Annotated in this window: 13 protein-coding genes; 2 read left to right on the top strand and 11 right to left on the bottom strand. The window is 74.2% G+C overall.

What is annotated here, in order from left to right; genetic code table 11:
- Positions 1 to 10: 10 nt before the first annotated feature.
- From ACGFZN_RS30535 to ACGFZN_RS30550, 4 genes are all read right to left on the bottom strand, one after another.
- The gene (locus tag ACGFZN_RS30535) at positions 11 to 382 is read right to left on the bottom strand and encodes a gas vesicle protein (protein ID WP_393861683.1); all 372 of its coding nucleotides are present in this window, start codon (positions 380 to 382) and stop codon (positions 11 to 13) included.
- 45 nt (positions 383 to 427) lie between these two features.
- On the bottom strand, positions 428 to 1360 hold the full coding sequence (gene ligD / locus ACGFZN_RS30540) for a non-homologous end-joining DNA ligase (RefSeq protein ID WP_393861684.1): 933 nt from the start codon (positions 1358 to 1360) through the stop codon (positions 428 to 430).
- Positions 1357 to 3204: a transketolase gene (locus ACGFZN_RS30545; RefSeq protein ID WP_393861685.1), complete on the bottom strand. Its 1848-nt coding sequence runs from the start codon at positions 3202 to 3204 to the stop codon at positions 1357 to 1359. Before ACGFZN_RS30545 ends, ligD begins: the two co-directional genes overlap by 4 nt.
- 72 nt (positions 3205 to 3276) lie before the next feature.
- Positions 3277 to 4710, bottom strand: a complete 1434-nt coding sequence (locus ACGFZN_RS30550; RefSeq protein ID WP_393861686.1) for an NAD(P)/FAD-dependent oxidoreductase — start codon at positions 4708 to 4710, stop codon at positions 3277 to 3279.
- A gap of 208 nt (positions 4711 to 4918) precedes the next feature.
- Between ACGFZN_RS30550 and ACGFZN_RS30555 the strand changes: the two genes are divergently transcribed.
- Complete coding sequence (locus tag ACGFZN_RS30555; protein ID WP_393861687.1) at positions 4919 to 5872, top strand: LLM class F420-dependent oxidoreductase; 954 nt, start codon at positions 4919 to 4921, stop codon at positions 5870 to 5872.
- A 48-nt stretch (positions 5873 to 5920) separates the two neighbouring features.
- Positions 5921 to 6268: a VOC family protein gene (locus tag ACGFZN_RS30560; protein WP_393861688.1), complete on the top strand. Its 348-nt coding sequence runs from the start codon at positions 5921 to 5923 to the stop codon at positions 6266 to 6268.
- 18 nt (positions 6269 to 6286) lie between these two features.
- Here the strand turns inward: ACGFZN_RS30560 and ACGFZN_RS30565 are convergent, their stop codons facing one another.
- The 7 genes from ACGFZN_RS30565 to ACGFZN_RS30595 form a co-directional block, all read right to left on the bottom strand.
- Entirely contained in the window at positions 6287 to 8281 is a 1995-nt protein-coding gene (locus ACGFZN_RS30565; protein WP_393861689.1) for a DUF5107 domain-containing protein, read from the bottom strand.
- Between the two features lie 63 nt (positions 8282 to 8344).
- Entirely contained in the window at positions 8345 to 8911 is a 567-nt protein-coding gene (locus tag ACGFZN_RS30570; protein ID WP_393861690.1) for a GNAT family N-acetyltransferase, read from the bottom strand.
- A 66-nt stretch (positions 8912 to 8977) separates the two neighbouring features.
- Complete coding sequence (locus ACGFZN_RS30575) at positions 8978 to 9901, bottom strand: LD-carboxypeptidase (RefSeq protein WP_393861691.1); 924 nt, start codon at positions 9899 to 9901, stop codon at positions 8978 to 8980.
- Positions 9898 to 11850 carry a prolyl oligopeptidase family serine peptidase gene (locus ACGFZN_RS30580; RefSeq protein ID WP_393861692.1) on the bottom strand — a complete coding sequence of 651 codons (1953 nt, stop codon included), beginning with the start codon at positions 11848 to 11850 and terminating at the stop codon, positions 9898 to 9900. The genes ACGFZN_RS30575 and ACGFZN_RS30580 overlap by 4 nt, the downstream gene beginning before the upstream one ends.
- A 15-nt stretch (positions 11851 to 11865) precedes the next feature.
- A complete protein-coding gene (locus tag ACGFZN_RS30585; protein WP_393861693.1) occupies positions 11866 to 13182 on the bottom strand; it encodes a M20/M25/M40 family metallo-hydrolase in 1317 nt (438 codons plus the stop codon).
- Positions 13175 to 14008, bottom strand: a complete 834-nt coding sequence (locus ACGFZN_RS30590) for a M55 family metallopeptidase (protein ID WP_393861694.1) — start codon at positions 14006 to 14008, stop codon at positions 13175 to 13177. Before ACGFZN_RS30590 ends, ACGFZN_RS30585 begins: the two co-directional genes overlap by 8 nt.
- A gap of 132 nt (positions 14009 to 14140) precedes the next feature.
- Positions 14141 to 14860: a class I SAM-dependent methyltransferase gene (locus ACGFZN_RS30595; RefSeq protein ID WP_393861695.1), complete on the bottom strand. Its 720-nt coding sequence runs from the start codon at positions 14858 to 14860 to the stop codon at positions 14141 to 14143.
- Positions 14861 to 14974 lie beyond the last annotated feature (114 nt).

A 14974-nucleotide genomic window follows, 5' to 3' on the forward strand; every position in this document is an offset into this window, starting at 1 on the left:
GCCGTGCGGCCTAGCGACCGCCGCGACGTGCGTCGGACCGCCCGCGCTCGTAGCGCTGGACGCGCCGGTAGCCGGTGACGAGGCCGTCCCGGTCGAGTTCGACCTGGTAGCTCGCCATCAGGCTCATGGTGTCCGGGACCCGCGCGAGTTCGAGGACCTCCACCTCGAGCGTCCATCCGTCCTCGGTCTGCTCGAAGGAGGTCACCGATTCGGGGGCGAGTCCGGTGAGTTCGGCGAGCTGGGCGCGCGCCGCGCGCAGTACTTCCATGGGTGCGGGCCGTCGCTCGTCCGCCGTGCCGTGCTCGTCCGTGCCGTGTGACTCCTGTGATTCTTGGTCTTTTTGTGAGTTTGGTGACTGGGATGTGTTCTTTGTGTTCGTCATGGCCACCTCCCTCTGCGGGTGGCCCCTCATTCCCTGGCCAAACCTTCAGGAGCGGAGGTCCTCCAGACGCCGCCGCGCCGGGCCCAGCGAGCGGCCCCGGCCCGGCAGGCCGGCCCAGGGGTCGGTGCGGGCCTGCTCGGCGGCGTCCGCGATGGTCCAGCGGCGGGCGTCCAGCCCGGAATCGTCCAGCTGGTCCCAGGACAGCGGCACGGCGACGGGGGCGCCGGGGCGGGCGCGGACGGTGTAGGGGGCGACGGCGGTCTGCGCGTAGGCGTTGCGCTGCACGTCGAGGTAGAGACGGTCGCCGCGGTCGTCCTTGCGGGCTGCGGTGGTGAACCGGTCCGGGTGCCGGGACACCAGCAACTCGGCGGCGGCGCGGGCGAATTCGCGGACCTCGTCGAAGCCGGCGCGGCCGTCGAGGCGGACCACGACATGGAGTCCGCGCGAGCCGGTGGTCATGGGGGCGGCGGGCAGCTCCAGGTCGTCCAGCAGCTCCTTGAGCCGGCCGGCCGCCTCGCGCACCGGGGCGAAGCCGTCGCCGGCAGGGTCGAGGTCGAAGACGAGCTGGTCGGGGTGGTCCGTGCCGTCGGCCCGGTCGGTGCGCGACAGCCAGCGGTGCAGGGTGACGCAGGCCTGGTCGGCCAGGTAGAGGAGGGTGGCGGTGTCGTCGCACACGGTGTGCGTGACCGTGCCGCCCTCCTTGGCGACCTCGGCGCGGGTGATCCAGTCCGGGTAGTGCCGCGGGGTGTTCTTCTGCATGAACCGCTGGGCGTCGATGCCGTCGGGATACCGCTCCAGCATCAGCGGGCGGCCCCGCAGATGCGGCAGCATGGCCGGGGCGACGGTCCGGTAGTAGTCGGCGAGATCGCCCTTGGTGTACTCCTTGGCGCCGGAGCCGCCGGGGAAGAGGACCTTCCCCGGCCGCTGGATCCGCACCGTGCGGCGGCCCGCCCGTATGGACCGCGCGTCGTCGCTCATCGCACGACCGCCTCCTCGACCAGGAGTTTCGCCGCCGCCGTGATGCCCGCCGCGTCGATGCCGGCCGCGTGCAGCTGCTCGTCGGGCGCGGCCGAGCCCGGCATGGTGCGCACCGCGAGCCGGACCAGCCGGGGCACCGGGCGGCCGTCGGCGAAGACCTCCGCGACGGCGTCGCCGAGGCCGCCCTCGGCGTGGTGGTCCTCCACGGTGAGCAGGCAGCCGGTCTCCTCGGCGGCCCGGCGCAGCGTGTCCGCGTCGACGGGCTTGACCGAGTACAGGTCGATCACCCGGACCCGGATGCCGTCCTCGGCGAGCCGGTCGGCCGCGGTCAGCGCCTCGGGCACGGTGACCCCGGCCGCGACGACCGTCAGCCGGTCCTCCTCGCTCTCCCGCAGCGTCTTGCTGCCTCCGACCGGGAACTCCTCGTCGGGGCCGTAGAGCACCGGGGTCTTGCCGCGCGAGGTGCGCAGATAGCGGATGCCGTCGAGGCCCGCCATGGCCGCGACCAGCCGGGCGGTCTGGTTGGCGTCGCACGGGTACAGCACGGTCGAGCCGTACACGGCGCGGAACATCGCCAGGTCCTCCAGGCCCATCTGCGAGGGCCCGTCCTGGCCGATGGCGACCCCGGCGTGCGAGCCGACCAGGTTGATGCCGGAGCCGCTGATGGACGCCATCCGCACGAAGTCGTAGGCGCGGCTGAGGAACGCGGCGAACGTCGAGGCGTACGGCAGCCAGCCCCGGGCGGCCATCCCGACGGCCGCGGCGATCAGCTGCTGTTCGGCGATGTAGCACTCGAAGAACCGGTCCGGGTGGGCCTTGGCGAACTCCTCGGTGCGGGTGGAGTCGCCGACCTCGCCGTCCAGGGCGACGACGTCGCCGCGGGCGCTGCCGAGCGCGGCGAGGGCCGCGCCGAAGGCGTCCCGCGTGGCCACCTGGTCGCCCTGGTCGTAGCGCGGCAGCTGGAGCGCCTCGGTGGTCAGGTCGCGCAGCGCGGCGGCGGCCGGCGGCTCGTGCACCCGCACGTGCAGGGAGCGCGGCCCGCCGAGTTCGGCGACGGCCTCGTCGGCGTCGGGCAGCGGCTTGCCGTGGTGGCCCTCGAGGTCCTCGACGGCGGCGACGCCCTTGCCCTTGAGGGTGCGGGCGAGGATCGCCACCGGCTGCCCGGCCGTGGACAGCGCCTCGCCGTAGGCCCGGTCGATCTTGTCGACGTCGTGGCCGTCGATCTCCACGGTGTGCCAGCCGAAGGCCTGGAAGCGGCGGGCGTAGGCGTCCAGGTCGTGCCCGTGCCGGGTGGGCCCGCGCTGGCCGAGCCGGTTGACGTCGACGATGACGGTCAGGTTGTCCAGGTGCTCGTGCCCGGCGTGTTCGGCGGCCTCCCACACCGAGCCCTCCGCCAGCTCGCTGTCGCCGCACAGCACCCACACCCGGTACCCGGTGCGGTCCAGGCGCTTGCCGGCCAGCGCGATGCCGACGCCGACCGGCAGACCCTGGCCGAGGGAGCCGGTGGCCGTCTCCACCCAGGGCAGCCGCCGGGGCGTCGGGTGCCCCTCCAGCCGGCTGCCGAGCTTTCGGAAGGTGAGCAGCTCGCCGTCCTCGATGGCCCCGGCCGCCTTGTACGCGGCGTACAGCAGCGGTGAGGCGTGCCCCTTGGACAGCACGAACCGGTCGTTGGCGGGGTGCTCGGGGCGTTCGAAGTCGTAGCGCAGATGGTGGGCGAGCAGCACGGCCATCAGATCGGCGGCGGACATCGAGGACGTGGGATGCCCGGACCCCGCCGCGGCGGACGCCCGCACGCTGTCCACGCGCAACTGCTGGCCGAGTTCGACGAGTTCGTCGGTGTTCATGGATCTCCTTGTGATGAGTCGAGAGGGGGTAGGGCGCCGCAGGAGCCGGGCGGCCGGGCGCGGTGCGCGGGGTCACCCGCCGGCCGGCTCGCCGGGCGCCGGGGGATCGGTGCGCCTGACCGGGCCGGGGGCGGGGTGGTCGCCGGGCTCGTGACCGGCGGCGGGCGGCTGCGCCGCCCGCTCGCGTCCCTGATTCGTCTCCGGTCCGCCGGGGACGCGCGGCAGCTCGGGGGACGCCGTGTCCAGGGGCACCGACCAGGACCGCACGAGGCCCAACTGGACGCCCTGGCGCGGCAGTACGGCGTCCAGCAGCCAGTCCGCGGCCACCCGTACCCGGTTCCCGGGCAGTGCGGCCAGGTGGTAGCCGCGGGTGACCGCGCCGGCCGCCGGGCCGGACAGCGGGACGCCGAGCGGGTTGGCGGCGGCCCGCGCCCCGCCCAGGTCGACCGCGAAGCCCAGGTCGCGATGGCGGTACGGCCGCCGGCGCCTGCCGAGGCCGAGCGAGGCGGCCACGTTCTCCCCGGCCACCCGGCCTTGCCGCCAGGCGTGCTGGGCCGTCATCGGCGTGAACGACCCCGGCTGCTCCAGGTCCGGTACGGCGGCCGCGTCCCCGCAGGCGAACACCTCGGGCCGGCCCGGCAGCCGCAGATACGGGTCGACGATCAGCCGGCCGCGCTCCAGCGGCTGTCCGACCGCCTCCACCAGCGGGTCGGGCCGTACCCCGACACACCACACCAGCGTCCGGGACGGCACGAACTCCCCGTCGGTGAGCAGCACCCCGTCATGGGTGGCCTCCTTCACCGAGGTGCCCATCCGCACGTCGACGCCCCGCCCCCGCAGCACCCGGTCGGCGGTGCGGGACAGCCGCTCGGCCAGCTCCGGCAGCACCCGCGGCGCCACGTCCAGCAGGATCCAGCGCGGCCGGACGGGCAGCCCCTGCCGGCGCGCCAGCCGGTCGGTGAGCAGCTGCATCTGCGCGGCCACCTCGGTGCCGGTGTAGCCGGCGCCCACGACGACGAAGGTGCAGCGGGCCGCGCACACCTTCGGATCGTCCTCGGTGGCGGCCAGCTCCACCTGGCGGGTCACGTGGTCGCGCAGGTACAGCGCCTCGGGCAGCCCGCGGAAGCCGTGCGCGTGCTCGGCGATCCCTGGAACGGGCAGCAGCTTGTGGACGCTGCCGACGCAGAGCACCAGCCGGTCGTAGCCGAGGGTGCCGACACCGCCCTCGGGGTCGGAGTAGTGCACGGTGCGGGCGTCCAGGTCGACGTGGTCCGCCTGCCCGAGCACCATGCGCACCCCGCGCAGGGTGCCCGGCAGCGACACGGTGACCCTGCGGGCCTCCAGGCTGCCGGCGGCGACCTGTGGCAGCAGCGGCAGGTACAGGAAGTAGTCGGTCGGGTTCAGCAAGGTGACGTCGGCCCGGTTCCGGGTCAGCCGGGCCAGGGTGCGGGCGGCCCGGTACCCGGCGAACCCGGCGCCGACGATCACGACATGAGGTCGGCTCACGGTGCGCCTCCGGCGGTGCGGCTCGTCCGAGGCTTTCCGCGTAACCGGGGCCGGGGCACCCAAACGCCGGGCGGGTCACCCGTACGCCCCCCGCAGCACCCGAACGCCGCGCCGCGTTTTGCGCCGTGCGCCCCGGTTACCCGGGCCCGGACCGGATCACACCGGGACATCACACGCCGGACCGTCCCGCCGACGCGGAGGTGCTTGCATGCCCGAGTACGGCTACTTCCTGGCGAGCGAGGAGCACAGCCCGGCCGCGCTCGTCGAGCAGGCCCGGATGGCCGAGCAGGCCGGATTCCGGGCGCTGTGGATCTCCGACCACTTCCACCCGTGGAACGACGCACAGGGACAGAGCCCGTTCGTGTGGTCCGTGATCGGCGCCCTGTCGGAGGCGGTGTCCCTGCCGATCGAGACGGCGGTGACCTGTCCGACCGTGCGGATGCACCCGGCGGTGACGGCGCAGGCCGCGGCGACCAGCGCGGTGATGACCGGGGGCCGTTTCCGGCTGGGCGTGGGCACCGGCGAGGCGCTGAACGAGCACATCCTGGGCGACCGCTGGCCGCCGACGCATGTGCGCCTGGAGATGCTGGAGGAGGCCGTCCAGGTGATGCGCCGGCTGTTCACCGGCGAGGAGGTCAACCACCGCGGCACCCACTACACCGTGGAGAACGCCCGCCTCTACACCGTCCCCGACGAGCCGGTCCCCATCGACGTCTCCGGCTTCGGGCCGAAGGCGATCTCGCTGGCCGCCCGGGTGGGCGACGGGTACATCAGCATGATGCCGGACGACGAGATGGTCACCCAGTTCCGCAAGGGCGGCGGCGGCGCGAAGCCGGTCAGCGGCGGGACGAAGGTGTGTTACGGCACCGACCGCGAGGAGTGCGTCCGTACGGTGCACCGGCTCTGGTACAACGAGCTGCTGCCCGGCGAGATGGGCCAGGTGCTGCCGTCGCCGCGGCACTTCGAGCAACTCCAGGAGCTGGTCACCGAGGACATGGTGCGGGAGAAGGTGGTGTGCGGGGACGACGCCGACCAGCACGTGGCCGTGCTGAAGTCGTTCGCCGACGCCGGGTTCGACCGGGTGTACGTGAACCAGATCGGACCCGACCAGCAGGGGTTCTTCGACTTCTACCGGACGAAGGTGCTGCCGCAGCTGGCTTGATCCACGGTGCCCTGCACACGCCGGCCGGGTCCAACTAGGCTCTGGCGCATGGAGATTCTGGGCGCCTCGCTGCGCATCTGCGTCGACGACCTCGAAACCGCGATCCCGTTCTACGAGCGGCTCGCCGCCGGCAGAGCCCTGCGGTTCGAGCGCGGCGGGGTGCAGGTGGCCGCGATCGGCTCCTTTCTGCTGATGAGCGGACCGGAGGAGGAGCTGGAGATCCTGCGCAAGGTGACGGCGACCATCGCGGTGAAGGACGTCGAGGAGGCCCACCGGCTGCTGACGGAACTCGGCGCCCGCGTCCTCGCGGGCCCGGTGCCGACGCCGGTGGGCCGCAATCTCCTCGCCATGCACCCGGACGGTTCGGTGTTCGAGTACGTCGACCAGCGCGGCTGAGCCGGCCCCAGCACCCCGTCAGAGCGCGTCGGGCCGCATCCGGAAGTCGTACCGGGCGGGAAGGGGCTCGTCCGTGAGCCGGGACCACAGCCGGCCCAGCACCTCCTCGCCCTCCCGCAGGTCGGCCACCTCGAACCCGGCGTCGAACACCGCCCGGGCCTCGGCGGGTCGGCCCTCGGCGAGCAGCAGCTCCGCCTCCAGCAGCCGGAAGCGGCCGCGCCTGCGGACGGCGGGCAGCAGCCGGTCCCACACCGCGCGCGCCTCGGCCGTGCGCCGCACCCTCAGCAGCGCCTGAAGGGTCTCCCGGCCGAGCGCGGTCACGGCGGCCGTCCACGCCTCGCCGTCGTCGCGCCGTTCGCGGCACAGGTCGTCGAAGGCGTCCGCGTAGCGGTCGGCGGCCCGCTCGTGGTGCCCTGCCTCCTGGTCGGCGACGGCCAGGCAGCGCAGCAGCGGCCACAGGGACGGGGCGAGTGAGAGGGCACGCTCCCAGCTGCGGACCGCCTGCGCGCGGTCGCCGGCGTGCCACTGGGCGACACCGAGGTGGTACTCGGTGTGCGGGGTGGCGGGCGCGGTCTCCAGCATGTCCCGCCAGTGCGGGGCGACGAGGGTCTCGCCGGGCGGCCGTACCCGGCGCGGCTCCGGCAGTGAGCCGGTGCGCAGCAGTTCCCGCCAGGGCGCCTGGGCCTCGCCGAGGGTGGACTCGGGGAACGGGGTGCCGGGCAGCTTCCAGTCGGCGCGCAGCACTTCGAGGGCGCCCCAGCCGGAGCCGGCGGCCAGGATCTCGCCGGGCTCGGTGTCGGCGCACCGCTGCCACGCCGCGTACGCCTCCTCGACGCGGGCGCGGGGCAGCACGGACTCGAGGCGTTCCTCGGCGCCCCGCACCGCCCGGTGCCACTCCCCCTCGGGCGGGGCGTCGAGCGGGCCGTAGGCCTCCAGCCAGGACACCTCGCTCTCCGCCTCCAGCCGGACGTGTTCCAGCTGGGTGCGGGCGAGCCCGGCCTGGATCTCGCAGTAGCCGCCGGTGCCGGGTTCGGTGAGCCACTCCTGCCAGCGCCGGCCGCCGGGCAGATGGCCCCACACGAACAGCTTGCGGCCGCGCAGGGTGTCGGTGGACGTCTGCACCAGTCCGTGGCCGTCGGCGTCCAGCGCGGCGATCCAGCGGCGGCGGCCGTCGGGCACCTCGTAGAAGTAGTCGGCGGCGTAAGGGCTGTTGAGGGGATACGTGCGGTCGATGCCGTCGTACGACGGGACGGGCACCCGGCGCAGCCGGCGCTCGTAACCGATGGGGGTACCTCCCACGCCCTCAAGGCAGTGGGGGAGCCAGGCGTCCTCGGCGGGGGCGAGCACCCGGCACTCCTCGGGCACCGCGATGTTGGACCACCAGTACGTCGGCGCCGGCCGCTCGTGCGGGTTGCGGACGCGGACGCCGACGTAGAGGAAGTCGGAGCCGTCGGGCAGCCACAGGTCGACCTGGAAGGGCAGGTCGCGCAGCCGCTCCCACTCCCACAGGCGCAGCATCTCCCCGCCGTCCGGGGCGGGGACGCGGGCGGCGTGCAGGGGTGCGCAGGACAGGGTGGTGTGGCCGGTGGCGCCGATGTTCCACTCGATGCCGCCGGAGTACCAGGCGCCGTTGAGGGCGAAGTTGGCGGGCTGGAACACCGGGTTGGCGTAGAGGAGTTCGCGTCCGGTGGGCAGGTGGACCAGGGAGGCGACGCGGCCGCCGAGGCCGGGCAGGACGGTGGCGCGCAGCCGGTCGTTCTCGATCACCAGGGCGTCGAGGGCGCGGGGCTCGCGGGTTCTGCCGTAGCCGTCGCGGACGCGGACCGGGAGCAGGCTGCGCAGCGGCTCGTGGCCCAGCTGGCGGGCCATGTCCCTGGGCATGCCGTCCCGGTCCCGGTCGTCGATGCGGTGGACCTCGTCGAGGGGGCGCAGCGGGGGCAGGGGGTTGTCCGGGCCCAACTGCGCGGCGGGCAGCGTCAGTACCTCACGTCGGATCCTCGTCACGATCACCATGGAACCCGGCGCGGGTCGTCTCGGCCAGGGGACGTGCCGGTCAGGATTGCGCAAAGGGTGTGCTCAGGCGGTGGGCCCGTGCGTTCCGGCGCGCATCTCGGCGGTGAGCGCCCAGCGTTCGTGGTCGCGCCAGGCGCCGTCGATGAAGAGCATGGCCGGGGAGAACCCCTCCAGCCGGAAGCCGGCGCCGCGCGCCAGCGCGATGGAGGCGGTGTTTCCGGGCTGGACGTTGATCTCCAGCCGGTGCAGCCCGAGCGGCCCGAAGGCGTGGTCGACGACCAGGCCGAGGCCCTCGCGCATCAGACCGCGCCCGGCGGCGTGCGCGAAGGCCCCGTAGCCGAGGGCGCCGCACTGGAAGGCGCCGCGCACGATGTTGTTGATGTTGATGTATCCGGCGATGTCCCCGCTGTCCTTCTCGCACACCAGGAAGCCGGCCTTCGCCGGGTCCTCGATCAGCGGGCGCGCGTAGGCGGCGTAGGCCTCCTCGTTGTCCGGCGGGAACAGCCAGGGCCGGTGCAGGTCCTTGCTCTCACGGACCCGCGCGCTGAACTCGGGGCCGTCCTCGAGGGTGAAGTGGCGGATGGCCACGCGGGGGCCCTCGGCGAGGTAGTGGGGCGCGGTGTGCGGCATCGGGCCAGGGTAGTACGGCGTCCCGCGCGCCCTCAGCGCGGCGGGTCACCGCGGATGGGCCGCGGTTCAGCGCAGTGCGGGCTCCTCCAGGGTCAGCGTGCCCGCGCCGGCGTCGAGTTCGGCCGCCACGCCGAAGGGGATGGTCAGGGCGCCCGCGCAGTGCCCGAAGCCGAACTCCTCCGCCACCGGCACACCGAGCGCGCCGAGCCGGTCGGCGAGCAGCGGGCGCACCTCGGCGTAGGCGGAGCACTCCGCCCAGGAGCCGAGCAGCACCCCGCGCACCCCCTGAAGCCAGCCCGCGCGCAGCAGCTGGGTGAGATACCGGTCCAGCCGGTACGTCTCCTCGCCCACGTCCTCCAGGCACAGCAGCCCGCCGGCCGCCGAGGGGCGCGCGTGCGGGGTGCCCAGCTCCGCGGCGAGCAGGGACAGGCAGCCGCCGAGGGTGACGCCCCGGGCCCGGCCGGGCACCAGGGCGGTGCCGCGGGAGGCGATGGTGCGCACCGTCTCCGGGGCGAACAGCGTGGCCCGCAGGTGCTCCTGGGCCGCGGCGTTCTTGAGGAAGTCGATGCCGGCCGCCATCGGCCCGTGCAGTGTGGCGAGGCCCAGCCGGGCGGCGAAGGCCTCGTGCAGCACGGTGATGTCGCTGAAGCCGACGAAGACCTTCGGCCCGGCCGCCCGCATCGCGTCCCAGTCCAGCAGGCCGGCCATGCGCTGCGCGCCGTACCCGCCGCGGGCGCACAGCACCGCGTCCACCGACGGGTCGCACCAGGCGTTCTGGAGGTCCGCCGCGCGGTCGGCGTCGCGGCCGGCGAGGTAGCCGAACTCCGGGTGCCGGTCGAGCACATGGGGAGCCACGACCGGGTCGAGGTCCCAGCCGCGCAGCACGTCGAGCCCCGCCTGGAGGCGCTCCTCGGGCACCGGCCCGCTGGGGGCGACGACGGCCACCCGGGCGCCCGGGGCCAGCCGCGCCGGCCGGGTCAGTTCCCTCACGTGTGCAGCTCCAGTCTCGGGACGCCGGGCACGTCCAGCTTGAACACCTGGGCGTACAGGGAGAGTTCGGCCTCCAGGGCGCGCACCATGGTCTCCGCCCGCCGGAAGCCGTGCCCCTCCCCCTCGAAGGTGAGGTAGGCGTGCGGCACGTCCCGGCCGGCGATCCGGTCGAGGAGGCGTTCGCACTGGGCGGGCGGGCAGATCACGTCGTCCAGGCCCTGGAGCAGCAGGAACGGCGCGGTGAGCCGGTCGGCGTGGGCGGCCGGGGAGCGCTCGGCGTACCGGGCGGGCACCTCGTCGTACGGGCCGATCAGCGACTCCAGGTAGCGGGACTCGAAGTCGTGGGTGTCCCCCGGGCCCCAGCTGGTCAGGTCCAGGACCGGGTAGAGGATGGTGCCGCAGGCGTAGACGTCGGTCGTGGCCAGGGAGGCGGCGGTGGTCCAGCCGCCCGCGCTGCCGCCCCGGATGGCGAGCCGGGCGGGGTCGGCGGTGCCCTCGCCGGCCAGGGCCCGGGCGACGGCCGCGCAGTCCTCCACGTCGACGACGCCCCACTGCTCGCGCAGCCGCTCCCGGTAGGCGCGGCCGTATCCGGTGGAGCCGCCGTAGTTCACCTCGGCGACGCCGATGCCGCGGGAGGTGAAGTAGGCGACCTCCAGGTCGAGCACGAGCGGCACCCGGCTGGTGGGGCCGCCGTGCGCCCAGATGACGTAGGGCGGCAGCTCGCCGTCGGGGGCGGTGCGTCCGGGGTGGTGCGGGGGGTAGACGTGGGCGTGCACCTCGCGGCCGTCCGGGCCGGTGAAGACGCGGATCTGCGGCTCCGGGTAGTAGGCGGGGTCGACGGCGTCCCGGTGCCGGGCGCCGATCGCGCGGGCCCGGCCGGTGGCGGTGTCCAGCTCGACCACCTCGTAGGCGGTGCGCGGGCTGGCGCCGACCGCGATCACCCGGGTGCCGTGGGCCGCGAGATGGGCCGGGAACTCGGTCCACGGGCCGGCGGCGTCGACGATCTCGCCGGACTCGGGGTCCAGGACGCCGAGCACGGCCGGTCCCCTGCCGTGGACGACCGCGATCAGCCCGTTGCCGAGCGGCGCGAACCAGCGCAGCCCGAGCTGCCACAGGGGCCCGCCGAACTCCTCCTCGCGCGGGCACAGCGGGGTGCCGTCGCGGTAGAGGTTCCACCAGCCGCCGCGGTCGCTGCTGTAGAGGAGCCTGCCGTCCGCATCCCACTCGACCTGTGCGACGGCCTCGTCCGGACCGCCGGCGACGGTCCGCACGTCGTGCAGGGTGCCGTCGTCGCCGATGTCGGCCACGAGCAGTTCGGTGCCCTCCCACGGCATCCGCGGATGGTCCCAGGCGAGCCAGGCCGCGCGCCGGCCGCCGGGGGCGAGGCGTGCCCCGGTGACGAACCGGTGCCGGTCGTCGGTGAGTTCGCGGACGGCGCCCCGGTCCTCGGCGGCCGAGCCGTCCAGCGGTACGGCGGCCAGGACGCGCCGCAGGTCGCCGGGGCCGTCGCCGGTGAACTCCTCCAGCACGCACCAGACCTCGCCGCGCTCCAGGTCCACGCGCGGGTCGGCCCAGCGCAGCCCGCCGCCCACGGCCGACACCGGGGTGAGCGGGCGCGGCTCGCCACCGGGTGCGTACCGGTAGAGCCGCTGGTCGGCGAAGTGGACGAAGACGACGAGCGGTTGCCCGTCCTGTACGGCCCCGGCCCAGGGCCGGCCGCCGTACTCGATGACCCGGCTGCGCACGTTCCAGGGCGCGGGCAGCACGGACTCCTCGGTGCCGTCGGCGCGGCGCCGTACCAGGGCGCGCCGGCCGCCCTCGGTGGGCCGGGGCTCGGTCCACCAGGTCTCGTCCCCGACGAATCCGGTCCACTCCGGCCGGCCGTCGTGCGCGGCGGCCAGGGCCGCGTCGACGGGCGACGGCCAGGAACCGTACGGTGTGGTGATCATCTCGTCCCCCATCCCCTAGGCCGTGCGCAGGAACCGGTCGAGCACCCGCACGCCGAAGTGCAGTGCCTCGACGGGCACGCGCTCGTCCACGCCGTGGAACAGCGCCTGGTAGTCGAGGTCTTCGGGCAGCTTCAGCGGGGCGAAACCATATCCGGTGATGCCGAGCCGGGAGAACTGCTTGGCGTCCGTGCCGCCCGACATGCAGTACGGCACCACGTGTCCCTCGGGCGCGAACTCCTCGACGGCGGCCCGCATCCTCGCGTACGTCGGCGAGTCCAGGGGCGCCTGGAGGGCCACCTCCCGGTGCGCGAACTCCCATGTGACGTCCGGGCCGGTCAGCCGGTCGAGGGTGGCGGTGAACTCCTCCTCGCCGCCGGGCAGATACCGTCCGTCGACGTAGGCGACGGCCTCGCCGGGGATGACGTTCAGCTTGTACCCGGCGTTCAGCATCGTGGGGTTGGCGCTGTTGCGGATGGTCGCCTCGACCAGCCTGGCGGCCGGGCCGAGCTTCTCCAGCAGCCGGTCCACGTCCCGGAAGTCGGGTTCGATGCCGTACAGCGCGGCGAGTTCGGCGAGCGCGGAGCGGACGGTGGGGGTGAGCCTCAGCGGCCACTCGTGCGCGCCGATCCGGGTGACGGCGGCGGCGAGCCGGGTCACCGCGTTCTCCTTGTTCACCTTGGAGCCGTGTCCGGCCCGGCCGCGCGCGGTGAGCTTGAGCCAGCCGGTGCCCCGCTCCCCCGCCGCGATCGGGTAGAGCTGCCGGCCGGCGCCGTCGTGGAAGGTGAAGGCGCCGGACTCGCTGATGCCCTCGGTGCAGCCCTCGAACAGACCGGGGTGCTCGTCGGCGAGGAAACCGGAGCCGTCCTCGGCGCTGGCCTCCTCGTCGGCGGTGAAGGCGATGACGAGGTCCCGGCGGGGCCGGACGCCCTGCCGGGCCCAGGAGCGGACGACCGCGAGGATCATCGCGTCCATGTTCTTCATGTCGACGGCGCCGCGCCCCCACACCACCCCGTCGCGGATCTCCCCGGAGAAGGGGTGCACGCTCCAGTCGGCGGGCTCGGCGGGCACCACGTCGAGGTGGCCGTGGACCAGCAGGGCGTCGGCGGACGGGTCGGTGCCCTCGATCCGGGCGACGACATTGGTGCGGCCCGGTGTGCGCTCCAGCAGCACCGGTTCCAGGCCGGCCCCGGCCAGCCGCTCGGCGGCGTACTCGGCGGCGGGCCGCTCCCGGCAGTCCCCGCCGCCCCGGTTGGTGGTGTCGATGCGGATCAGGCCCGAGGTGAACTCCACGACCTCGTCCAGGGCCTGCTGGTCGGGGTGCCGGTCAGCCATACTGCTCCTCCACGGCGGCGGAGACCACGGTGGTGACCGCCTTGAACGTCCTGATCCCCTCGTACATCGTGGCGCTGGTGTACGCCACCTTCCGCTCGCCGGTCCGCGCGACCCCGGGCACGACGGTCGCGGCCATCGCCAGGTGCTCGGCGTCGAACTCGACGGCCACGGTGAACGGCCCGGCGTCGACGGGTTCATGGCGCACCGCCAGGCGGGCGGCCTCCTTGGCGGCGGCGCGGATGTCGGCGGCCGTACGCGCCGGTGTCCGGCACACCGCCGCGTACCGGGACACATGGTCCTTCACCGCGACCTTCAGCGCCTCGGGCGCGTAGCCGAGCGCGTCCTCGCAGGCCACGTCGTCGCCGGTGACGAGGACGACGGGGACGCCGTACTCGGCGACGACGCGCGCGTTGAGCAGTCCCTCGCTGGCCCGGACGTCGTTCAGCCAGACGGCGGTGATCTGGTTGGCGAGGTAGGTGTGGGCGAGGACGCCCTCCATGCCGGCGCCCGCGTGGTAGCCGACGAACGCGATGCCGTCCACGTCGCCGTGCTGCACGCCCTCCACCATGGACAGCGCCTTGTGCCGCCCCGTGAGCATCTCCACCCGCTCGTCGAGCTGCTCCAGCAGCAGGTTGCGCATGGTCCAGTGGGCCTCGTTGACGAGGACGTGCTCCGCCCCGCCGTCGAAGAAGCCCTGTACGGCGGCGTTCACGTCCGAGGTGAACATCGACCTGCACCGCTCCCACTGCGGCGTGCCCGGCAGCACGTCGGCCGGCCAGGTGACGCCGGTGGCCCCCTCCATGTCGGCACTGATCAGGATCTTCATGCTGCGTCACGTTACGCGCCGGACGGCGGCAAGGCTACGACTCGGAGCGGGACGGCATCGCCGGGTTCAAAGCACCCCGTTGCGGGCCGGCCGAGGGGTGCGCGGGACGGCGGTCCCGCGCACCCCTCGGGTCTACGCTCCGGCGAGGACGAACCAGTGGGCCGGCAGGTCGATGCGGGTGCCGTCGGTCAGGTGCTCGGTCTGCGGCACGACCGTCTCACCCTCGGCGAGGACCTTCAGACCGGCCTCGCCGAGCAGCCGCGGGATCTCCGAGTCGTCGGCGTCGGCCGGCTTGAGCCCGTGCTGGAAGACACGCTGCAGCTTGGGTCCCGGTCCGCCCTCCTGGGACGCGGCGCGCTTGAGCACGTCCCGGGAGCCGGAGGTGAGTTCCACGACGAACGCGCGGCCCTCGGCGCCGATGAGTTCGGCGACGGCGGCGGCGACGGCCGGCCGCGCCTCGGGCTCGCTCTGGTGGATGACGGCCCGCATGTAGACGTTGACGTCGCCGAGCCGCTCGTGCAGGGCGCGCACCGCCGCGGAGTCGGTGAGGTCGAGCTGCTCGAACTGCGCCGCGCCGTCGGGCGTGGCGCGGCGGGCGTGCTCGACGGCGGCGTGCGAGAGGTCGACGCCGACGGCGCGGGCGAACCGGGTGGCGAGGTGGCGGGTCTGGGTGCCGTTGCCGCAGCCGAGGTCGACGATGGTGCGTGCCGGGTCCGCGTGGGCCAGCAGCAGGGCGCTGTGCGGTTCGGCGGAGAGGGCGGGATCGCTGTCCCAGATCGCCTCGCCGGTGTCGTCGGAGGTCTCGCTCCAGTAACTCTCCCAGTTGCTGCGGTACTTGTCCGAGACGTTCATGCGATCTCCCCACGGTTCGGTTCCGTGATCGGGATATCGCGGGCGCCCGGAGCGAGGCAAGGGTCGGGAGCCACCTTCACCGGATGTACGGACCCCGGACAACCTGACGGGGGC

It is taken from the genome of Streptomyces sp. NPDC048192, assembly GCF_043202415.1.
Taxonomy (GTDB): domain Bacteria; phylum Actinomycetota; class Actinomycetes; order Streptomycetales; family Streptomycetaceae; genus Streptomyces.

Excerpts from the sequence above, each read along its gene's own strand:
- ACGFZN_RS30590 (WP_393861694.1), bottom strand. The coding sequence starts at position 14,008 with ATGAAGATCCTGATCAGTGCCGACATGGAGGGGGCCACCGGCGTCACC.
- ACGFZN_RS30565 (WP_393861689.1), bottom strand. The coding sequence starts at position 8,281 with ATGGTGATCGTGACGAGGATCCGACGTGAGGTACTGACGCTGCCCGCC.
- ACGFZN_RS30585 (WP_393861693.1), bottom strand. The coding sequence starts at position 13,182 with ATGGCTGACCGGCACCCCGACCAGCAGGCCCTGGACGAGGTCGTGGAG.
- ACGFZN_RS30535 (WP_393861683.1), bottom strand. The coding sequence starts at position 382 with ATGACGAACACAAAGAACACATCCCAGTCACCAAACTCACAAAAAGAC.
- ACGFZN_RS30555 (WP_393861687.1), top strand. The coding sequence starts at position 4,919 with ATGCCCGAGTACGGCTACTTCCTGGCGAGCGAGGAGCACAGCCCGGCC.
- ACGFZN_RS30595 (WP_393861695.1), bottom strand. The coding sequence starts at position 14,860 with ATGAACGTCTCGGACAAGTACCGCAGCAACTGGGAGAGTTACTGGAGC.
- ACGFZN_RS30580 (WP_393861692.1), bottom strand. The coding sequence starts at position 11,850 with ATGATCACCACACCGTACGGTTCCTGGCCGTCGCCCGTCGACGCGGCC.
- ligD (WP_393861684.1), bottom strand. The coding sequence starts at position 1,360 with ATGAGCGACGACGCGCGGTCCATACGGGCGGGCCGCCGCACGGTGCGG.
- ACGFZN_RS30570 (WP_393861690.1), bottom strand. The coding sequence starts at position 8,911 with ATGCCGCACACCGCGCCCCACTACCTCGCCGAGGGCCCCCGCGTGGCC.
- ACGFZN_RS30560 (WP_393861688.1), top strand. The coding sequence starts at position 5,921 with ATGGAGATTCTGGGCGCCTCGCTGCGCATCTGCGTCGACGACCTCGAA.
- ACGFZN_RS30545 (WP_393861685.1), bottom strand. The coding sequence starts at position 3,204 with ATGAACACCGACGAACTCGTCGAACTCGGCCAGCAGTTGCGCGTGGAC.